16 protein-coding genes are annotated in these 16,149 nt (G+C 58.0%); 5 read left to right on the top strand and 11 right to left on the bottom strand.

From position 1 onward, the window contains the following. Positions 1-32 precede the first annotated feature (32 nt). Entirely contained in the window at positions 33-1,412 is a 1,380-nt protein-coding gene (locus ACR0ID_RS00660) for a LysM peptidoglycan-binding domain-containing protein (RefSeq protein ID WP_480603188.1), read from the bottom strand. Between the two features lie 127 nt (positions 1,413-1,539). On the opposite strand from ACR0ID_RS00660, the gene ACR0ID_RS00655 reads away from it, so the two are divergent. Beyond that, positions 1,540-2,091: an LOG family protein gene (locus ACR0ID_RS00655; RefSeq protein ID WP_480553808.1), complete on the top strand. Its 552-nt coding sequence runs from the start codon at positions 1,540-1,542 to the stop codon at positions 2,089-2,091. Positions 2,092-2,195: 104 nt separating this feature from the next. Here ACR0ID_RS00655 and ACR0ID_RS00650 read toward each other — a convergent pair whose 3' ends face one another. Continuing rightward, complete coding sequence (locus ACR0ID_RS00650; RefSeq protein WP_480603186.1) at positions 2,196-2,972, bottom strand: metallophosphoesterase; 777 nt, start codon at positions 2,970-2,972, stop codon at positions 2,196-2,198. Positions 2,973-3,077: 105 nt separating this feature from the next. Beyond that, complete coding sequence (locus ACR0ID_RS00645) at positions 3,078-3,677, bottom strand: superoxide dismutase (protein ID WP_480603184.1); 600 nt, start codon at positions 3,675-3,677, stop codon at positions 3,078-3,080. A gap of 100 nt (positions 3,678-3,777) precedes the next feature. On the opposite strand from ACR0ID_RS00645, the gene ACR0ID_RS00640 reads away from it, so the two are divergent. Next, the gene (locus tag ACR0ID_RS00640; RefSeq protein WP_480603182.1) at positions 3,778-4,539 is read left to right on the top strand and encodes an FkbM family methyltransferase; all 762 of its coding nucleotides are present in this window, start codon (positions 3,778-3,780) and stop codon (positions 4,537-4,539) included. A 207-nt stretch (positions 4,540-4,746) separates the two neighbouring features. On the opposite strand, the gene ACR0ID_RS00635 is transcribed toward ACR0ID_RS00640, so the two are convergent. The 5 genes from ACR0ID_RS00635 to ACR0ID_RS00615 all read right to left on the bottom strand — a co-directional run bounded on the left by ACR0ID_RS00635 (position 4,747) and on the right by ACR0ID_RS00615 (position 11,044). Then, positions 4,747-5,016, bottom strand: a complete 270-nt coding sequence (locus tag ACR0ID_RS00635; protein ID WP_480603180.1) for a hypothetical protein — start codon at positions 5,014-5,016, stop codon at positions 4,747-4,749. A gap of 737 nt (positions 5,017-5,753) precedes the next feature. Next, complete coding sequence (locus tag ACR0ID_RS00630) at positions 5,754-6,320, bottom strand: sarcosine oxidase subunit gamma (protein ID WP_480517543.1); 567 nt, start codon at positions 6,318-6,320, stop codon at positions 5,754-5,756. Beyond that, positions 6,313-9,327, bottom strand: coding sequence for a sarcosine oxidase subunit alpha family protein (locus ACR0ID_RS00625; RefSeq protein WP_480603178.1), 3,015 nt, complete (start codon positions 9,325-9,327; stop codon positions 6,313-6,315). Before ACR0ID_RS00625 ends, ACR0ID_RS00630 begins: the two co-directional genes overlap by 8 nt. Before the next feature lie 67 nt (positions 9,328-9,394). Further along, positions 9,395-9,724: a sarcosine oxidase subunit delta gene (locus ACR0ID_RS00620; RefSeq protein WP_480473438.1), complete on the bottom strand. Its 330-nt coding sequence runs from the start codon at positions 9,722-9,724 to the stop codon at positions 9,395-9,397. A gap of 75 nt (positions 9,725-9,799) precedes the next feature. Next, the gene (locus tag ACR0ID_RS00615; RefSeq protein ID WP_480517547.1) at positions 9,800-11,044 is read right to left on the bottom strand and encodes a sarcosine oxidase subunit beta family protein; all 1,245 of its coding nucleotides are present in this window, start codon (positions 11,042-11,044) and stop codon (positions 9,800-9,802) included. A 176-nt stretch (positions 11,045-11,220) separates the two neighbouring features. Here ACR0ID_RS00615 and ccmI point away from each other — a divergent pair, with 176 nt between their 5' ends. The 3 genes from ccmI to ACR0ID_RS00600 are packed head-to-tail and all read left to right on the top strand — an operon-like array spanning position 11,221 to position 13,154. Beyond that, positions 11,221-12,441, top strand: coding sequence for a c-type cytochrome biogenesis protein CcmI (ccmI, locus tag ACR0ID_RS00610; protein ID WP_480603176.1), 1,221 nt, complete (start codon positions 11,221-11,223; stop codon positions 12,439-12,441). Continuing rightward, complete coding sequence (gene ruvX / locus ACR0ID_RS00605) at positions 12,438-12,902, top strand: Holliday junction resolvase RuvX (RefSeq protein ID WP_480603175.1); 465 nt, start codon at positions 12,438-12,440, stop codon at positions 12,900-12,902. Before ccmI ends, ruvX begins: the two co-directional genes overlap by 4 nt. Positions 12,903-12,920: 18 nt before the next feature. Then, positions 12,921-13,154, top strand: coding sequence for a DUF1289 domain-containing protein (locus ACR0ID_RS00600; RefSeq protein WP_209503450.1), 234 nt, complete (start codon positions 12,921-12,923; stop codon positions 13,152-13,154). Between the two features lie 621 nt (positions 13,155-13,775). On the opposite strand, the gene ACR0ID_RS00595 is transcribed toward ACR0ID_RS00600, so the two are convergent. From ACR0ID_RS00595 to ACR0ID_RS00585, 3 genes are read right to left on the bottom strand one after another with little or no spacing between them, the layout of a single operon-like run. Further along, positions 13,776-14,504: a SpoIIAA family protein gene (locus ACR0ID_RS00595; RefSeq protein ID WP_480603173.1), complete on the bottom strand. Its 729-nt coding sequence runs from the start codon at positions 14,502-14,504 to the stop codon at positions 13,776-13,778. Positions 14,505-14,540: 36 nt separating this feature from the next. Continuing rightward, positions 14,541-15,323 carry a hypothetical protein gene (locus ACR0ID_RS00590; protein ID WP_480603171.1) on the bottom strand — a complete coding sequence of 261 codons (783 nt, stop codon included), beginning with the start codon at positions 15,321-15,323 and terminating at the stop codon, positions 14,541-14,543. Beyond that, positions 15,320-16,144, bottom strand: coding sequence for a sulfite exporter TauE/SafE family protein (locus ACR0ID_RS00585; RefSeq protein ID WP_480603169.1), 825 nt, complete (start codon positions 16,142-16,144; stop codon positions 15,320-15,322). The genes ACR0ID_RS00590 and ACR0ID_RS00585 overlap by 4 nt, the downstream gene beginning before the upstream one ends. Between the last annotated feature and the right edge of the window lie 5 nt (positions 16,145-16,149).

Here is a 16,149-nt window from a genome sequence, read left to right as displayed (position 1 = left end):
AGGCTCTGGCCCGCGACGGGCCAGCGCGTTGATTATTCCGGTATCGTAAAGATTTGCCCCGGATAGATCAGATCCGGGTCGCGGATCAAGTCGCGGTTGGCTTCGAACAGGCGCACATACAGGATGCCATCGCCAAAGCGGTCACGCGAGATCGCCCACAGCGTGTCGCCCCGCTGCACAGTGACCGACCGGATTGCCGGGGTGTCCTGCGCCGCCGTTCCGTCACCGCCACCTGATGCTGCTTCCAAAACTTCAACAGGCTCGCGCTTGAAGGGGGTTTCGACCCGGCTGAGGACCTTCCCGTCCGTGTTCACCGCGTCAACACGCAACGTGTAAACACCGGGGTCGATGCCGTCCAGATCACTCCGCCAGGATCCATCCTGTTCCGGAGCGAGGTCGGCAACCAGACGATTGTCCAGATACACCCTGATGGCCGCGCCGTCCTGTACTCGCCCGGTCAACTGGACATCACCGGTTTCAGAATACCCGATGGTATCCAGCGCGACCTGTTCCGGCGGGGTATCCCGAACCACGGGCGGCTGCACGAGCTCAACGCCTTCTTCGCCCGACCGCAGTACCGCGATCTGCTGACCAGTTTCAGTTGTCTCTACTGCTTCGTCGGCAACCTGCGTTTCGCCGGTATCCGGCGCGGTCGCTACAGGGTCTGATGTTTCGGTCTCAGCAGGAGTTTCGGTCTCTGGGTCGACCACTGCAGCGGCTATTTGTTCATCACTCTCGGCTGTTTCGCCCTGATCGGCAGCATCAGTTTGCTGCGCAACCGGCTCTTCTTCCACCGGCTTGGGCAGGGCGGCGATCAGATAGTCATCAGACCGGGTTGTTTGCCCGCTGCTTTTGCTGTGCAGGACTAGTCCCTGCGCGGAATCGCTGAAGGGGATCGAGACAAACTCGGCGAATTGCCCGCTGCTGTCCACCGTGAATGTGTGCACGGTTTCACCGTTCAGCAGAACCTCAATCTGGCTGCCCGGCTCGGCGTCACCTGACAAAAGCGCCGTTCCGTCTGCTTCAACAAAAATCTGATCCAAAACCGGGGGGGCCACGGGTGCCGGTGCATTCTCTTCCGTCGGGGCCGCTGCAGGTTCTGTGTCTGGAACCACATCTGTCGCTGCAGCCGTATCTTCAGCGGGTTCAGCGGTTGGTGCCGCATCCGGTGTTACGGCGGCCTGCTCAGCTGGTTCTGTTGTGGTGGTTCCTGCGGGCGCTTCGGCCACTTGTTCCTGCGGCTGTGTGGCCGCAACAGATGCGGGTTCCTGCGGTGCGCCCGCCTCAGGCTCTGGCGCTTTGGTGAAAGCGCCGGACAGATACACACCCCCAACGCCCAGCACGGCAACCAGGCCCGCAATCACACCCCAGACAAAATTGCCCGAGCTTCCGTTTCCCGATTTGGCGTCCATTGTTTTCCCTTCACCCCACCGTACAAAAGCTTTGTCTTCAAAAGCCTTCCAGCGGACAGTTGAGCCAATCTATCAATCCCGCTATCACGGGTCAAAACCTCTGACACAACCCCGGAGCCTCTCTTTCATGTCTCAGAAATCCGTCTGTGTGTATTGCGGGTCACGCAATGGGGCCGAGAAGGCTTATTCTGAAACCGCACGACAGTTTGGAAACCTGCTTGCACAGGAAGGCTGGCGACTTGTTTATGGCGCTGGGGATGTCGGGCTGATGGGTGAAGTTGCTCGTGCCGCGCAACAGGCCGGTGGCGAGACCTTTGGCGTCATTCCGGTACACCTGGTCAAACGAGAGGTCGGCAAGACCGACCTGACCCATTTCGTGATCACCGAAACCATGCACGAGCGGAAAAAGGTCATGATCATGAATTCTGACGCCGTCGTGGTCCTGCCCGGTGGGCCAGGATCACTGGACGAGCTGTTTGAAGCGCTGACCTGGCGGCAGCTGGGCTTGCACGACAAACCCATCGTGATCGTCAATGTGAACGGCTATTGGGACGCGTTGAAAACCCTGTTGCACCAGGTGATCGGCCAAGGATTTGCAGATCGGTCACTGGGCGACTTTGTTATCTGGGCTGAGGATGCGGAGACAGCGATGACAGCCCTGCGCGACAAGCTGAGGTAAACCCGGCAGGTCGCGTAGGTGTTTGACCGAACGCTGCGGTGCATCGTTGCCGCACATATGCGGGTAAGAAATGGGGCTGGTCGATTTGGCGAAGCCTCAAGCCTTTAGGCAGACAGTTCGATGACCGTGATCTCGGGGGTCACACCAAAGCGAACCGGAAGGATGGAACATCCGATACCGCCGGAAACAACCAGGTCCCGCCCACCTTCGCGCACATGCCCATAGGCATATCTGTTGCCGTATTTAGAGGGCACGATCGGCGACCAGCCAAACAGGCGGATCTGACCGCCATGCGTATGACCGGACAGCGTCAAGGCCACCCTGTCGGGCACTTGAGGGAAGATGTCGGGTTCATGCGCCATCATCACAACCGGGGCGTCGTCGGTGATTTGCGCCAGTGTCCCCGACAGATCATCCAGCCCCTCCGGTTTACCGTTACGCCAGATCGCAAGCTGATCTTCAAGACCCGCCAACCAGATACCAAAAGCTTCTAGCTTGATGGCGGCATTCGACAAAACCGTAATTCCGCTCTGTTCCAGCGCATCGACATATCGGTTGGGGCCAGCACCACGGCGCTGTGCCTGCCGGTCATCCCACCAGTCGTGATTGCCAAGTACCGCAAAGACACCGTTCTTGGCCTCAAGCTTAGCAAGAACCGGTGCCAGATCGTTCATTTCGACAAGACGTAAAACGCCTTTGTGGCTTGCGAAGAAATCACCCAGAAGCAGGATCATATCCGGCGCAAGCGCATTCGTGCGCCGTACCACCTGTTTTATTCGGTCCAGCCCGACCAAAGGCTCGCCCAGATGCAAATCGGCCAGCACGGCAATCCTGAGCGGTGGCGCTGTCCAATCCTCTCGGCGGACGCGCCATTTTCGCACGCGCAGCCGTAGGCGGGTTCGATGAAAAATCCGTAGACTGATGTGATTAGGCCTGCCAGCGTCACCGCCAGCAGGCCCTTGATAAACCAGCGTCGGTTCAATGGTTTACATCCGCGACGCGACGTTTTCCCAGTTCACCAGATTGTCGAGGAAGTTCGACAGGTAAGCCGGACGCTTGTTGCGGAAGTCGATGTAGTATGAGTGTTCCCATACGTCACAACCCAGCAGAGTGGTTTGGCCAAAGCACAGCGGATTCACACCATTCTCGGTCTTGGTCACAGCCAACGAGCCGTCGGCGTTCTTGACCAGCCACGCCCAGCCCGAGCCGAACTGACCGGCACCTGCCGCACTGAACTGCGATTTGAATTCGTCAACCGAACCAAAGCTTTCGGTCAGAGCTTTCTCAAGCTCACCGGGCATGGCGCTGTCGCCGGGGCCCATCATTTCCCAGAACTGGTTGTGGTTCCACAGCTGGCTGATGTTGTTAAAGATACCGTTCTGCGCGACGGCATTTGCGTCGTAGGTGCCAACGATGATCTCTTCCAGCGACTTGCCGTCCCATTCGGTGCCGGCGATCAGCTTGTTGCCATTGTCGACATAGGCTTTGTGGTGCAGATCGTGGTGATATTCCAGTGTTTCCGCGGACATACCCTTGGCTGCCAGCGCGTCATGTGCATAAGGAAGATCAGGAAGTTCAAAAGCCATGTCGGCCCCCTGTTTAAATTTGAGTTGCGGTTCCCACGGTTAAATGCTTTGGCAGCCGCCGCAGGTCAAGGGCCGAGACAAGAAAACCCGGAGGCAGGCGATGCTGACACAGGCGCGCAAGATGTTCTACCGCGCCCGCGGTTACTATGCGGGCAACCTGAACGGCGAACCGTTTCGTCTGGACCCTTATCATTCAAAGTTCTGGCGTAAAGCCTCCACTGGCCAGTGGGAGCCTGAAACCTTTGCCGTGATGGACAAGTATCTCTCGCCTGAAAGCGATTACTTGGATATCGGCGCATGGATCGGGCCCACGGTTCTTTATGGTGCGCGTAAGGCACGCCATGTCTGGTGCTTTGAGCCCGACCCCACAGCGTTCCGTCACCTGGCTTGGAACCTCGACCTGAATGACATTCATAACGTTTCCGCTTTGGGTGTCGCACTGTCGGATAAGTTCGGTGTCGCCCGCATGGCCTCGGTTCGTGGAGAGCCCGGAGATTCTACCAGCTCCCTTCTGCACGACGGCGCGCACGGAACCGATACCCTGACGATTGCCTGGGATCAGTTCGCCGCAGTGAACGATCTGTCCGCCGTGTCTTTGGTGAAGATGGATATCGAAGGCGCCGAATTTTCCGTGCTGCCGACGCTGGTGCCATGGCTGAAGGAACAGCGCCCAGCCCTTTATCTTTCAACACATGCGGGACTGTTGGATTCGAAGACGCGGTTGGATCGTATGGAGGAATTGGCAGAGCTTCTTACATTTTACCCAACCTGCCGAACCAGTGAAGCGACCGGAACCGGATCACAGTGCTTTACCGACGCCTCCGCACTCTCCGGGTTCAAAACTTTTTTGCTAACCGGTTGAAACCCTCGAACAGGGATTCAACCGATCTGCCTCTCAGTACAAACTCGGCGACGAGACGGGCTTACACGCCCCGCTGCCGCTTGGTCGGTTTGACGCGTTCGCTTGCGGGAAACTGGCGCGGAGCTTTAAGTTGCTGGTATTGGGATCGAATGTTGCCGTGTAAGCAACCCTGTAGCTACCCGACACTTTAGCCTGTAGGGTCAAGTGCTAAGACAAACGATATTCACCATTTCGCGTTACTTTGAATTTCGTGTTAGCCGGGGTTTCTGGGGAAATGCCTGCTAGTTCATTCGAAGCGCGTATTGCACCATCGAAAGCTCGGGCGCGTTTGTTTTCGCTATCCACACTCAGATAAACCTTGGGAGGAATCCATCCCCTTCCTTCAATGCTATGGAGATCACATGCGTAGTTCTTGACATCAGCCTGCGCAGTCGCCGCAAACATCCCGGCGATCAGAACAAAAACAGAAAGCTTCATCATACCAATCCCACGTTTCAAGAGGCCGGTACCACGATTACTTTGCATTTGCCTTTCGCAAAGCCGTCACGTGGCAGGTAGCTGGAAGTGGAGGTAGACTTAACAATGGCTTTCATTGTGTTCCGATTCAGATTCAGCGTAAATGTTAAATTTAGCAGGTCAATCGCATCGTATCGCGATTCATTCGTCGCGTATGTTCGCCCACTGGCTGTATAAACATAATTCTGTGCGCCCCATCCAATCAAAAGCACTTTTGGGGAGTCGCGTTTCACTTCACCAGTGCTGAACTTGGTGTCAATCTTGGGGATGTCTACTTCCTGCAACAACGCTGAACGGCCAAGCCTATCTATTGAGAAGACCACGCGCTCAGGGGTCGGGCGATTAGCAATACCTTTGCCAAAATTTCATTCAAAGCTTTCTTTGTACGTTTCGGAAATAGCAACTGCGGGGAATGCAATAACGATCGAGGCGCAAAATGCGACTGCCTTGATAAAATTCATTAAACGTCAAATTCCTGTATACTTTTTTGATTAGCTTTAAAACACTTAGAGTTCAGGCTGTCCACATGCAATACGCGAGTCTTAGTTAACTTTCTCTGATTATGAGTGTGACGCTCACAAATTCAACACTGAACCAACGGAAAGCACTAACTTACAGATTTTGTATGGTAGGCTGTAAGCGTGAAAAAACCGCCCGCATATCGCGAACGGTTCAATTCTAACGCGCAATAGTTTTGGTCAGTAAACGCCAACCTCACTGCCCGGTTGCGCCGCAACCTTCAGCAGTTTGAAAACGTAATCCGCAGCCGAACGGAAGCAGACCACGCGGAAGGTTTCGGCATCGTCCATCCAGAACGCACCTGCCACTTGCGCCAGGCGCGAGCGGCGGATTTGGCCGGGTTGGAAGGCCTCGGTCGACAGATCAACCGGAGCGACTTTGCCCAACACTTCTCGTGCGCTGGCGCCTGATATCGTGAAGACCGCGCGGGCATCCGAGACGTTGACGGCCAGTGCGTGAGTTTTTCCCAAAGCTTTGATCATTGCGGCCAGTTTGGCCTCGACCTCGGCATAAGGGACCAGCACCAGCAGCTCGTCTGGTGACATCCAGCATACGCCGGTATCGCCGCTGACCAGCGCCGCGCGCTGACCGGGCACATTCTGCCCAGTCGCGTCCTTGACGGCCTTGGCGAGGCTTTTGTCGGACAAGTCGCCGCGCAGGGTGATCATGCCTTGCAGGCCACATTCCCTGACATTAGCGATGCCATCATAGCTGGCGTGGTTCAGTGCGCTGATGGGTTCAGACATTCTGCTTCTCCCCGTCCTTGTCGAAGAAGATCGGGTCCACGATCTTGGCTTTGTACGTTTTGCCGTCGGTGCCCGGGAACTCGACGATTTCACCCATCCGGTCCGGGCCGTGCTTGATCAGGCCCATAGCGATCCCTTTGCCAAGGTTCGCTGAGAAATAGGTCGAAGTGACACGCCCGATCATGTTGCGCTGACCATTGGCATTCACACCCTCGCCCACTGCATATGCGCCATCAGGCAGAACAGAACCATCCACAGTCTCAAGCCCGACCAGTTTCCAACGCTCTGGGTCGGCCATATGGCTGCGCGAATGGGCGCGTTTGCCAAGGTAGTCTTCTTTCTTTTTCGACAGTGCCCAGTGGAGCCCCAGATCCTGGGGGATCACGGTGCCGTCGGTTTCGTCGCCGATCATGATAAAGCCCTTCTCGGCCCGAAGAATGTGCAGACATTCGGTGCCGTAAGGCATCACACCGAATTCCTTGCCTGCTTCCATCAGGGCATCCCAGAACGCCTGACCCTGCGAGGCGGGAACGGCGATCTCGTAGGACAACTCGCCCGAGAACGAGATGCGATAGGCGCGGCAGTCGAACACGCCGATCTTGCCATCTCGCCATTCCATAAAGGGCAGCGTCTCGCGGCTGACGTCCATGCCGCCCAACTTTTCTAGAACCTTGCGGGCGTTCGGGCCGACTACAGCGACCTGAGCATATTGCTCGGTCACGTTGGCGACATAGACTTTCCAGTCCCACCATTCGGTTTGTAGCCATTCTTCCATGTGACCATGGATACGCTCGGCACCGCCGGTGGTGGTGTGGCACAGCCATGTGTCCTCATCGATGCGTGCGACCACGCCGTCGTCGATCAGAAAGCCGTTTTCCGAGCACATCAGGCCATAGCGGCATTTTCCGACCTTCAGCGTGGACATCATGTTGGTGTACAACATGTCCAGAAACTTGCCTGCGTCAGGGCCTTTGACGATCAGCTTGCCCAACGTCGAGGCGTCCAGCAGGCCAAGGTTTTCGCGGGTGTTCTTCACCTCACGGTTCACGGCGTCATGCACGGATTCACCGGGACGGACATAGGCGTAGGTCCGGCGCCAGTGGCCGACCGGCTCCCAATCGGCGCCGTTCTTGTCGTGCCAGTTGTGCATTGGTGTCTGTCGGATCGGCTGGAACACTTCACCCCGCGCTTCACCGCCGATTGCGCCCATCGAGATGGGTGTATAAGGCGGGCGGAAGGTCGTGGTGCCGACCTTCGGGATTTCGGACTCCAACGCATCAGCAAGAATTGCCAAGCCATTGATGTTGCTCAACTTACCCTGATCCGTCGCCATACCAAGTGTGGTGTAACGCTTGGTGTGCTCAACGCTCTCATAGCCCTCGCGCGCAGCCAGTTGGACGTCCGAGACTTTGACGTCATTCTGGAAGTCGAGCCAGGATTTCATGCGCAGCTGGATTTCTGCGTTTGCTGGCATCAGCCAGACAGCCTCCATAGGAGCTTCTGCAGTGGTTTCGCCAACAGGAGCCTTGATGTTTTTCGGCTTGAAACCTGCGGCCTTGGCTGCGGCTTTTCCCGCCGTGTGGGCGTCGGTCAGAACATCGCCCAGCGCCAACGCACCATTCGATGCCCCGGCGGCCAGAACAAAGCCCTCACCGTTTGCGCCCAGCGGCGGGCGCGAGGGATCGGGGCGGAAAAAGGCATTCGCGTCATCCCAGGTCAGCTTGCCACCGCAATGAGACCACATATGAACGACCGGCGACCAGCCGCCCGACATGGCCACTGCATCTGCTTCAACCTCTTCACGTGCGCCGCCAACACCTTCCTGGTTGCAGATGGCGACTTTTTTGACGCGCTTGCCGCCCTTGACCTTGGCAATGGCCTTGCCCGGATCAACGCGGATCCCCAACTGGCGGGCTTCCTCTGCCAAAGGTCCAGCCGTTGCCCGTGCGTCAACAATACGCAAAACATCCACACCCGCTTGCTTCAGCGTAATCGCGGTGCGATAGGCGTCGTCATTGTTGGTGGCGACGATGACACGCTCGCCCGGGGTGACACCCCAGTTCACGGCATAATCGCGCATAGCAGAAGCCAGCATCACACCCGGAACATCGTTACCAGCAAAGGACAACGGGCGTTCAATTGCGCCGGTTGCAGTCACAATTTGCTTGGCACGGATACGCCAGAGGCGGTGGCGCGGGCCTTGCACGCCCGGCGTGTGGTCTGTCAGGCGTTCATAGCCCAGCATGTAACCATGGTCATATACGCCCGCACCCATGCAGCGGGAGCGCATGGTGACGTTGTCCATTGTTTCGAGTTCGGAAACCAATTGCTCCACGAACTTATCCACAGGCTCATCATTGACCGTGCCGCCGTCAACCGGAGCGCGACCGCCCCAATGTGCGCTCTGCTCAATCAGCAGAACCTTGGCACCCGAAGCTGCTGCCGCCTTTGCCGCCTGTAGGCCAGCCACGCCGCCACCGATGACCAGAACATCGGTGAAGGCATAGAAGTGCTCATAGGTATCGGCATCGCGGCTGTCCTTGTCGGGCGCTTTGCCCAGACCGGCAGACTGACGGATGAACGGCTCGTAGACATGCTTCCAGAACGGTTTGGGGTGGATGAACATCTTGTAGTAGAAGCCAGCCGGCAGGAACCGGGCAAAGGCTGTATTCACTGCCCCAATATCAAAGTCCAAGTTAGGCCAATGGTTTTGCGAAATCGCAGTCAGACCGTTGAACAACTCGGTCGTGGTGGCGCGCTGGTTCGGTTCAAACCGGTTGCCCTGCCCCAGCCCGACCAGGGCGTTCGGCTCTTCGGCGCCGCTTGCAACGACACCGCGGGGGCGGTGGTACTTGAACGACCGGCCCATCATCATCTGATCGTTGGCCAGCAGTGCCGAGGCAAGCGTGTCGCCCTCATAGCCCTGCATCGAAGTTCCATTGAAGGTAAACGTGACCTTTTTCGACCGATCAATCAGCCGGCCTTGTTTTGCGAGACGGGTGCTCATTGTGCGGACCTTTCGCGGGTGGAGGCGTCGGAGCCTCCGGCGGGAGTATCTTTGAAAAGATGAAGCATCAGGAGAACTCTCTCCAGGTCCATCCAGGGCGCTTTGCGGCGATGGCCTCTTTGATGTCCTGCGGCGGCTCAGAGGTCTGAGCCGTGTAAGTGCCGAACACTTCCAGCGTGCTTGTGCAGCGTGCCGCATGAAACCACTTGCCGCAGCCATTGGCATGGCGCCAGCGTTCAAAGTGCACGCCCTTGGGGTTTTCGCGCATGAACAGGTAGTCGTGGAACTCGTCATCCGACGAGCCGGGACCAAAACGCTTCAGATGCGCCTCGCCACCGGCGGCCAGTTCGGTTTCTTCGGCATCAACGCCGCAGTAAGGGCAATTCAGGATCAGCATGTTGTCATCCTTTTGGCGGTTGGTTGGCGCAGCGGCCAACCGGAATTCTGTTATTTGGCAACCTCGGAACCACCTTCAGTGTGCCACCCCGGCGGCCACGCTTTCGTCGATGAAGCGGCCTTCCTTGAAGCGGTCCAGCGAGAAGGCCTCGGTCAACGGCGAATGACCTGTGGCCATCAGCTGTGCCATGCCCCAGCCGGACCCGGGAATCGCCTTGAAACCGCCGGTGCCCCAGCCGCAGTTGATAAAGCACCCGCCCAGCGGAGTTTTCGACAGGATAGGTGAGCGGTCACCGGTCATGTCGACGATACCGCCCCATTGGCGCAGCATCTTGAGGCGTGAAATCATCGGGAAGGTTTCGACGAGGGCGCGGACGGTTTCCTCGATATGATGGAAACTGCCGCGCTGGGTGAAGTTGTTGAACCCGTCGGTCCCCCCCCCGATCACCATCTCGCCCTTGTCGGACTGCGACATGTAGCCGTGCACGGTATTGGCCATGACAACCACATCCATGCAGGGTTTGATCGGCTCGGATACCAGCGCCTGCAATGCAATGGCTTCCAGCGGGAGGCGGAAGCCCGCCATCTCGGCCAGTTGACCGGAGTGGCCCGCAACGACGATACCCAGCTTGTCACAATCGATGGCACCCTTGGTGGTGTCTACGCCGACGACACGGCCATCCTGAGATCGGACACCCGTGACTTCGCATTGCTGGATGATGTCCATACCCATGGCTGAACAGGCGCGCGCATAGCCCCACGCGACGGCATCGTGACGGGCAGTACCGCCGCGTTCCTGCCACAGCGCCCCTAGAACCGGATAGCGGGGGCCGTCCAGGTTGATGATTGGCACCAGTTCCTTGACACGTTCGGGGGTGATCCATTCGGTCTTTACACCCTGCAGGGCGTTAGCGTGTGCGGTTCGCTGGTAACCGCGAATCTCGTGCTGGGTCTGCGCCAGCATCATCACGCCACGCGGGCTGAACATGATGTTGTAGTTCAGATCCTGGCTCAGATCCTCGTATAGGCCACGCGCCTTTTCATAGATCGCCGCCGAAGGGTCCTGCAGGTAATTCGAGCGGATGATCGTTGTGTTTCGACCTGTGTTGCCACCACCCAGCCAGCCTTTTTCGATCACCGCGACATTCTGAATGCCGTAGTTCTTGCCAAGGTAATACGCGGTCGCAAGACCATGCCCGCCAGCACCGATGATGATGACGTCATAACGTTTCTTGGGCTCGGGCGAACGCCAAGCGCGTTCCCATCCGGTGTGATAGCGCAGGGCCTCCCGCGCGACAGCAAAGGCTGAGTAGTGTTTCATAAGCGAATCCATCCGGTTCGGTGATTGCGCGCAGATATGCCGCGCGGCGACAGTTTAACCGCGCCGCGCAACGCCGCAATATCGCACTATTGCGACATGTCGTTCATTCGCGGCCATTTGTCCCTTTTGTTGGACGTCGCACAGGTCTAAGTCAGGACAGCATCTTCGGAGGGACCATGACGTTCTGGGTTCTGATTTTTCTTGTCGCGCTGTTGATCGCGGTGTTTTTGAGTTTCACACTGCTGCGTAAACGCCGTGGGGATGAACCTGCGGCGGCTTACGATCTGCGTGTGTATCGCGAACAGCTGTCCGGTGTGGACCGGGATCTGGCGCGCGGGGTGATTGGTGAGGCCGATGCGGAACGGGTCCGCACCGAAATCTCTCGACGAATTCTTGCCGCTGATGAACAGATGAAAAAGGGTGGCTCGGGTGCTGGGCCATCGCGGACCGTCTCGATTGTGACGATCCCGGTTGTCATGCTGATCATCATTGGGGGCGCGATGGCGATGTATCATCGTATTGGTGCCGTCGGGTTGCCCGACATGCCCCTGACCGCGCGGCTGGAACTGGCCGAGGAGGTGCGCGCCAATCGTCCGTCCCAGAGCGCCGCAGAAGAGCTGGCGACCCCACCTCAAACGGCGCATCTTGACGAAAATTACGCGTCTCTTCTCAAGCAGTTGCGAGAGACCGTTGCGGCCCGCCCGGATGATTTGCAAGGGCAAATGCTTTTGGCGCAGCATGAGACCAATTCGGGGAACTTCAAGGATGGATATACCGCGCAACAAAGGGTGATCGAACTGTCAGGCGACGCAGCCACAGCCGAGCACTACGCGGATTTTGCCGAGATGATGATCCTGGCTGCGGGCGGATATGTGTCGCCCGAAGCTGAAAAAGCCCTTGCCGAAGCTTTGAATCGCGATCCCCATCACGGCCCGGCCCGATATTATTGGGGGCAAATGCTGGTTCAGACAGGTCGACCGGACCTTGCCTACCGCATTTGGGTCGAAACGCTGAGGGAAGCCCCGGCAGGCGCGCCGTGGGCGGGGGCGATCCGGGATCAGATTGATGAGTTGGCCTTTCGGGCAGGGGTTTTCAATCCACCAGACCTGAGCGCGCCGTCTGGTCCAAGTCGCGAAGACATGGCTGCAGCGGCGGAAATGAGTCCCGAGGAACGGCAACAGATGATTCAGGGAATGGTGGATCAGTTATCCGACCGCCTGGCGACGGAAGGCGGCGCGCCCGAAGAATGGGCTCGTCTGATCGCCGCTCTGGGTGTTCTGGGCCAGGGCCAACGGGCCATGGATATCCACAATGAGGCGCTGGAGGTGTTTGCCGGAAACACCGAGGCGTTGCAGATCATTGATGCCGCAGCCCTGCAAGCCGGGATTGCGCAATGATCCACGACGTTTTCGAAGACTTCGCCAATGCGCTTCCCCCGATGCAAGCGCTGATAGGGCTGGATCTGGGTGAAAAGACCATCGGCGTCGCGGTTTCCGACCGGAGGCGGGGCGTGGCCAGCCCGTTGGAGACCGTAAGGCGCAAGAAATTCACACTCGATTCCGCCCGGTTGATCGAAATTGCTACGGATCGCGAGATTGGCGGCATCCTGTTGGGTCTTCCCAAAAACATGGACGGCACAGAGGGTCCGCGCTGCCAGTCTACGCGGGCATTTGCGCGAAACCTGTCCCGTCTGACGGATTTACCAATCGGATTCTGGGATGAACGGCTGAGTACGGTTGCGGCAGAAAAAGCACTGCTTGAGGCGGATACGTCACGAAAACGTCGCGGACAGGTTATTGATCACGTTGCAGCAGGTTATATCTTGCAGGGAGCACTGGACAGACTGCGCTTTTTGTAACAGGTCGGAGACCGATCGATGACGAATATGGTTTGGAAGCGCAATGAGGTCGAAAGCCCTTGTGTCCAGATTTGTGTTGTCCATCCGGCCGAGCGTATCTGCACCGGATGTTACCGCACGATTGACGAGATTTCTCGCTGGTCCAGGATGGACAGCAGCGAACGCGCTGAAATCATGAACGACCTGCCGTCTCGTAAACCGCGACTCAGCAAGCGGCGCGGCGGGCGTGCCGCTCGTATGAATGGCTCCTGATCGATCAGTGAATACGTTTTGATGACATTTCTGGCGGCTGTGTGACCCGTCTCGGGATAGGTGTGTTCGGCGCGGTGCCACGCAGTTCTTTCTGAAACAGAAGCGCAATCTCGGATTGGCTGGTTTTGGGCCGCCGATCATCATTGCGCGCGCATTCCGATTGCAGCACGTCAGCTGCACGTTTGGTCTTTCTTGTATTAGTGAGTCTTCCGATCAAAGTCTTAAGTGGCATTGCGGACGTCCCGTTTCCAGTAACCGTGCCACTGCGGGTCGAGTTCGAGCTCCGAGGGGGTCTAGCTCTTGAACATTGAGGTTCAACGTGAGTGGTAACCCGCAGCGACAGGGTGTGGCTAAAGGTATTTCCCGTCACAAGTAGGGGAAAACACGCGGCCTTTGATCGTTTTTGACGCCTCAATCAAGAAAAACTCTCAAAAGCACATAATTTCCTAACGTCACTATTCGACCCGACTTTGCCGGGACTGGGAAAGCTGGGGCCGAAGCTGCGGGAAACCCGCCGTCAGCAGTCGAATCATGCCTGACATCGCACGACCGGATTTGAGGCTGCATCACGACCTTGACCGATTGGGTGTTGCCTGCTCAGGCGTTCCACAGTCGAAGGTTTTATCCGGCGGCAAGCCAAGCCCTGGCGTTCTCGTACTCTTCGGACGGGAAAAACTGTGTCCGGGTCCCTAACACATGGCTGGCGACCTTCTGCGCCATGCGCTGCCAGCTTTTGTCCCCAACGATGGCAGCTCGGTCCAGTTGTCCGATATGTCGGCTGGCCAACCGAAAATGCGCCGCAAGCGCTGACAGCCCTTGCCAGCCGTCAAACTCCCTGAGGTCTATCAGCAGGCGAAACCCTAGCCGGTCCTGTAACACTGCATCCAGATCACGTTCTGCCTGTTTGTACCATTCAGGGTCCAGCTTGCCCAATAGGCTGATCTGAACACATGGACCGCTCAGGTCAGTCACGTGGATCGACCCAAGGGACTCGCGCATCCAGCGTCGGGCCGCCTCAAGCTCGGCCAGATCAAACACCTGAACCGGACAGGGCAGGATGGGGGCCGCCAGACGAACGCTTGTCTGCACCCAACCCTGATCAGCAACAACTGCGATCCGGTCGAAACCGCGCCAATGGCTTAACCCCAGCTTGGTGTCGGACCAGGCTGCGCCCAGATCATACCCCTGGAATTCAGGTTGTATGATCGCCAGTAGCCGAACCGTGTCGTGTTCCGTTAGCGCAGACTCGATGGCGGGAACCAGAGTATTGGTGTAATCGGCGCTGGTCACTTGCCCCGACAACTCGACTTCTATGAGTGCACCGTCAGAATTCGTATGAACCGTCATCATCGGTCAAAACCTCCAAAGCCAAATAATGACAGGACGTTAGGCGGATTCGATCCATTCGGCTACTCCACCGGCGCATTCGGGGCGGAAATAGGCGATCATTCGACCATCCTGCCCCGCCGTCGCCCCTTCGGCCCAAGGAGCAACGCCGTGCAGGCAATGGCGGTGAAGCAAATAGGCCTCTCCCGGCTTTGCAGGCAACTCGATCCTTGGGCAGGTCGCAAACACCTCGCGACGGGCGGATTGGTAGATGTCGGTTATGTCTACTTCGTGCAGGACCTCAGGTGGCATCCCTTCAAGCGCCTGCCTGAACGCGGTCCGCAGAATGTCATGACTGCCGTCCCACACCACCATCGGAGACGCGTCTGAGCTGGCCTCAGTCAGTGGAATGCCCAGAATCCAGGCATGAGGTTCATCAACCCGGCGGCGGCGATCCTGCCCTGTCGGGCGCAAACCGTCCACATGGGCCGCATCCCTGTTTCGACGGTACCGGGTGGCCGCTTCATTCTCGCCCCGGCGCGGGCGCGGATAACCCGGACAAACAACCGAAACCTGCCCCTTGTGCAGCGGTAAATCTCCAAAGTGTTTGTCGATGAACGCCATGGCCTTTCCGGTCAGAGGCCCGGACTGCCCGACCCTGCCCTTCGTGTCATTGGATAGTGCGTCGACACCGATGAACCACGTACCTTCGCAATCCAACCATTCCGCGTGGGCCGGGTCCGTTGTCGACGCCCGTGCGGCAGGCAAAGCGTGGTTCACCCATTCGGCCAAAACCGGATCATACGGGAATTTCACCCAGCCCCGGGCAGAAAAATCGCTCATAAGCCCACGGCCTTGCGCAGCATGTTCAGCGCGACCAGCGTCAGGAACACGGCGAAGACACGTTTCAACGGTTTTGGGTCCATCGCATGGGCCAGCTTTACCCCCCAGGGCGCGGTGATCATTGTCATTGCGACAACGATCCCGAAGGCCACAAGATTAACCGCGCCAATGGTCAACGGGGGGCGATGCTCGGGCGCGATATCTACAAACAAGAACCCAATGACCGAGGGTACGGCGATGATCACGCCAAACCCGGCCGCGGTCGCGACCGCGCGGTGGATAGGGGTGTTATAGAGGCTCATCAGCGGCACACCGAAACTGCCTCCACCGATGCCCATCAGAACGGAAAGAAACCCGACCAGAGGGGACAGGACGGCCCGCTTGATTCCGTTGGGCATTGCGTCGCCCAACCGCCATTCTGCGCGACCCAACCCAAGATAGGCACCGATCACCATGCCCAGAATTCCGAACAGTGCCTGCAAAGCCTCGGTCCGCAGCGCCGATGCGACCAGCACTCCGACAATTGCGCCGACGACAATACCCGGACCCCAACCGCGCAGGATATCCCAATCCACGGCACCCTTCTTGTTGTGGGCTAGAACAGACCGCATCGACGTTACAATGATCGTGGCCAGCGACGTCGCCAGACAAAGCTGCATCAGTTGCGGGCCGCCATAGCCAAGCGTCTGAAACGCATAGAAGAACGCGGGGACCAGAACGATACCGCCTCCCACTCCCAACAGCCCGGCAAGCACACCGGCCAGCGCACCGATCACAAGCAAAAGGCCCATCATCTGGGCCAGCAACATTGTCTCGGGCATCGTCC

The organism is Ruegeria sp. AL2 (assembly GCF_056540845.1).
The sequence above is the reverse complement of the archived record's forward strand: the minus strand, read 5'-3'. Positions and strand labels throughout refer to the sequence as shown.

Excerpts from the sequence above, each read along its gene's own strand:
- ACR0ID_RS00660 (WP_480603188.1), bottom strand. The coding sequence starts at position 1,412 with ATGGACGCCAAATCGGGAAACGGAAGCTCGGGCAATTTTGTCTGGGGT.
- ACR0ID_RS00655 (WP_480553808.1), top strand. The coding sequence starts at position 1,540 with ATGTCTCAGAAATCCGTCTGTGTGTATTGCGGGTCACGCAATGGGGCC.
- ACR0ID_RS00645 (WP_480603184.1), bottom strand. The coding sequence starts at position 3,677 with ATGGCTTTTGAACTTCCTGATCTTCCTTATGCACATGACGCGCTGGCA.
- ACR0ID_RS00640 (WP_480603182.1), top strand. The coding sequence starts at position 3,778 with ATGCTGACACAGGCGCGCAAGATGTTCTACCGCGCCCGCGGTTACTAT.
- ACR0ID_RS00635 (WP_480603180.1), bottom strand. The coding sequence starts at position 5,016 with ATGAAGCTTTCTGTTTTTGTTCTGATCGCCGGGATGTTTGCGGCGACT.
- ACR0ID_RS00630 (WP_480517543.1), bottom strand. The coding sequence starts at position 6,320 with ATGTCTGAACCCATCAGCGCACTGAACCACGCCAGCTATGATGGCATC.
- ACR0ID_RS00625 (WP_480603178.1), bottom strand. The coding sequence starts at position 9,327 with ATGAGCACCCGTCTCGCAAAACAAGGCCGGCTGATTGATCGGTCGAAA.
- ACR0ID_RS00620 (WP_480473438.1), bottom strand. The coding sequence starts at position 9,724 with ATGCTGATCCTGAATTGCCCTTACTGCGGCGTTGATGCCGAAGAAACC.
- ACR0ID_RS00615 (WP_480517547.1), bottom strand. The coding sequence starts at position 11,044 with ATGAAACACTACTCAGCCTTTGCTGTCGCGCGGGAGGCCCTGCGCTAT.
- ccmI (WP_480603176.1), top strand. The coding sequence starts at position 11,221 with ATGACGTTCTGGGTTCTGATTTTTCTTGTCGCGCTGTTGATCGCGGTG.
- ruvX (WP_480603175.1), top strand. The coding sequence starts at position 12,438 with ATGATCCACGACGTTTTCGAAGACTTCGCCAATGCGCTTCCCCCGATG.
- ACR0ID_RS00600 (WP_209503450.1), top strand. The coding sequence starts at position 12,921 with ATGACGAATATGGTTTGGAAGCGCAATGAGGTCGAAAGCCCTTGTGTC.
- ACR0ID_RS00595 (WP_480603173.1), bottom strand. The coding sequence starts at position 14,504 with ATGATGACGGTTCATACGAATTCTGACGGTGCACTCATAGAAGTCGAG.
- ACR0ID_RS00590 (WP_480603171.1), bottom strand. The coding sequence starts at position 15,323 with ATGAGCGATTTTTCTGCCCGGGGCTGGGTGAAATTCCCGTATGATCCG.
- ACR0ID_RS00585 (WP_480603169.1), bottom strand. The coding sequence starts at position 16,144 with ATGCCCGAGACAATGTTGCTGGCCCAGATGATGGGCCTTTTGCTTGTG.